The sequence below is a fragment of the Iamia sp. genome (genome assembly GCF_035575815.1).
GTDB lineage: Bacteria > Actinomycetota > Acidimicrobiia > Acidimicrobiales > Iamiaceae > Iamia.
On the sequence record NZ_DATLXO010000072.1, the window covers coordinates 1 to 2,767 of the forward strand.

General features: G+C 69.7%; 5 protein-coding genes. 2 read left to right on the plus strand and 3 right to left on the minus strand.

Annotation, left to right across the window (positions count from 1 at the left end):
* Window positions 1–312: an aldehyde dehydrogenase family protein gene (locus VNL12_RS07630; RefSeq protein ID WP_325593169.1), complete on the minus strand. Its 312-nt coding sequence runs from the start codon at window positions 310–312 to the stop codon at window positions 1–3.
* A 249-nt stretch (window positions 313–561) separates the two neighbouring features.
* Window positions 562–1,173, minus strand: a complete 612-nt coding sequence (locus VNL12_RS07635; RefSeq protein WP_325593171.1) for a TetR/AcrR family transcriptional regulator — start codon at window positions 1,171–1,173, stop codon at window positions 562–564.
* A gap of 22 nt (window positions 1,174–1,195) precedes the next feature.
* Between VNL12_RS07635 and VNL12_RS07640 the strand changes: the two genes are divergently transcribed.
* Together VNL12_RS07640 and VNL12_RS07645 are read left to right on the plus strand one after the other, a co-directional pair.
* Window positions 1,196–1,561 (plus strand): hypothetical protein, encoded by a 366-nt coding sequence (locus tag VNL12_RS07640; protein WP_325593173.1) that lies wholly within the window; start codon window positions 1,196–1,198, stop codon window positions 1,559–1,561.
* Between the two features lie 7 nt (window positions 1,562–1,568).
* A complete protein-coding gene (locus VNL12_RS07645) occupies window positions 1,569–2,027 on the plus strand; it encodes an SRPBCC family protein (protein WP_325593176.1) in 459 nt (152 codons plus the stop codon).
* A 159-nt stretch (window positions 2,028–2,186) separates the two neighbouring features.
* Here the strand turns inward: VNL12_RS07645 and VNL12_RS07650 are convergent, their stop codons facing one another.
* Window positions 2,187–2,507, minus strand: a complete 321-nt coding sequence (locus VNL12_RS07650; RefSeq protein WP_325593180.1) for a hypothetical protein — start codon at window positions 2,505–2,507, stop codon at window positions 2,187–2,189.
* Between the last annotated feature and the right edge of the window lie 260 nt (window positions 2,508–2,767).

Here is a 2,767-nt window from a genome sequence, read left to right on the forward strand (position 1 = left end):
CTAGATGTTGGCGCTCAGCGCGGCGAAGTGCATGTAGCCGTCACGCCCGGTCGACGGGTTGGTGTGGATGTGCTTGGCCTGGCGGTAGATGTCGAAGCCGGCGGTGCCGAGCTCCCGGCCGATGCCCGATTGCTTGTAGCCACCGAAGGGACGCTCCGGGCTGATCATGTGGTAGTCGTTGATCCACACCGTGCCGGTCTTCAGGCGGGCGGCGATGGCCCTGGCCCGCTCCATGTTGGTGGTCTGCACGCCGGTCTCGCCCGACAGGGCGTCGCGGTACTCGCCGTCGATGAACAACTGGTGGTCGGCCATTGCCGGGTCCCCTTGATCGTCGTGTTCGGGTCGTCGTGTCTCGGCTCGTGATGTCTTGACTCTGCGGTCAGGAACCGTAGTGCGGTCAGCCCGCCGTCGCATCGACGACGAGCGCCGTGGCTCGACCTCACGTCCGGGGGCGTGGGGCGGCTGTGGTCAGGCCGAGGCGGCACCACCCTCGCATGGCAGGACGGTGCCGGTGATCCCGCGGGCTTCTCGGAGAGGAGGAACAGCTGCGGCGCGCGGATCTCATTCGTGCCCGACAGGTCGGGCGAGGCCGAGGGTCGCGACGGCGTGGTCGATCCACGCGTTGGCGAAGGTCTCGGGTTCGACGTCTCCGGGGGCTCGCCCGATGAGATCGCCGAGGAGGCGGTGGTAGGTCAGTGAGGACAGGAGCACGGCTGCGGTGGCCTGAGGGTCAACCACCTCGAGGTTGCCGTGGTCGCGTTGGGCGCGGAGCCAGTCGGTGAGCTCGGCGTAGACCGCGCCGACCAGCCTCGTCCAGACCTCGTCGAGCAGCTCGGGGAACTGTTCGAGATCGCGCAGGATGATCCGGTTGGCGGCGGACTGGCCGGCCATGGTCGACCAGACGCCATCGCAGATGGCGCCGAGGGCCGCCCGAGGTTCGGAGGGAAGGGTGTCAAGGACCCGCCTCCCTGAGGCCTCGAGATCCGCGAGGAACCGTCGCATCCCCTGTTCGAGCAGGTCCTGCTTGGACGTGAAGTGCTTGTACAGGGCCCCAGAGCCTGCGGCGAGCCCGCAGGCATGCTGGATGTCGGCCACCGTGGTCGCCCGGTAGCCCTGGGCGGCGAACAGCCTCATCCCCTCTTCGACCAGACGATCATGGGTCGACGCGGTCATGGTGAGAGAGTACTCTCTCACCATGACCGCACGCGTGACCCGAGTCGTCGACGCCGCGGGCGCCGTGACCTTGGCCATGGGCCTCGCCCTCACCCTCTCGCCCAGCCGCACCGCCCAACTCGTCGGTCTGGGCGATCAGCCCGCGCTGGCCCGACGCCTCGGCCTCGCCGACCTCGCCCTGGCCCCGAGCCTGTTGAGGCGCGGTCGTCGACGCACCATCCCCATGGCCGCCCGCGCTGCGCTCAACATCGTGATCGGCGTCGCCTACTCCCGGGAGGCCCGAGCCCCCGATGGACACTCCCGGGCCCGGCAGGGAGCAGTGGCCATGGCCGTCCTGACCGTCGTCGACGGCGCCGCGGCCATCGCGCTGCACCGCGCCGACGGATAGGACGCTCATGGATGCGGTGACGATCATCGGCGAGGGCCAGGCCACGGTGCACAGCTCGCCCAGTGAGGTCTTCGAGTTCGTGCTCGACCTCGAGCGCTATCGCCAGGCCGACCACAAGATCGGCCGGGTAGGCGACATCGACCGCAACGGCGACACGGGGACCGTCCAGTTCTCCGGACGGCTGCGCGGCATTCCGGGGCCGGCCGGCACCTACCCCTTCACCGTCACCGGATCACGCCTCGCCATCGGGTCCCCGACCGCGGGAGCAGCACGATGGTTCCTCGACTTCGACGGGACCTTCGACTGCGAGGCCACCGACCACGGCACCGTGGTCACCCACCGGGAGGCGTTCCGGTTCAAGCGGCCCTGGCGCTGGATCGCAGTCCCTGTCCTACGCCGCTGGCTCCAGGCCGACACCGCCGACGAGATGATCCGATTCGCGGCCCTGGTGGACCGACACCGCTGAGAGCGCGCGCCGGTCGGCCGATCCCCGTGAGTTCACCGGGGATGCTGGTGTGCGCTCTCACAAGAAGGAACAGGGCGAGGAGGCGCCAGCCGACGAGCGATCCGAGGCCCCGGTGAACGAGCTCGTGAGTGAAGTCACCTGTTGCCGGGTCCTCTGCGCTCAGGATGCGAGGTCGGACGGCGGGGCCAGGGCAGCCAAGGCCTCGAAGCGGGACGTGCCCTCGGGGGTGTCGTGGGCGAAGGCGACGAAGTGCTGATCGGGCTGACCGCCGACGTGGAGCACGGCGTGGCGGAGCCGGAACACGCCGAGGGTCGGGTGGCGCAGCGCCTTGACGCCACTGGCGATGGGAGCCCCCTCGTGGCCGTCCCACCACCGACGAACGTGCGGGGAGGAGCGCAGCACCTCTTCGACCAGCGCGTTCGTGGTCGACTCGTGGGGCCGGGCCACGACGCGGCGCGGAAGGGCCCTGGTCGAACGGATGCACCCCGATCGCGCGTATGTGAAATGTCCTCGTAGAGGAACGGGGCGGTGGACTCACAGCAGCCGGTGCCGATGGTGACCGTCAGCGTCCCGGACCGCAGGGCGGCCATCTCGGTGATGACCTCGGCGGCCCGGGCGCTGGCGGTGACCTCCACGGGCCTAGATGTTGGCGCTCAGCGCGGCGAAGTGCATGTAGCCGTCACGCCCGGTCGACGGGTTGGTGTGGATGTGCTTGGCCTGGCGGTAGATGTCGAAGCCGG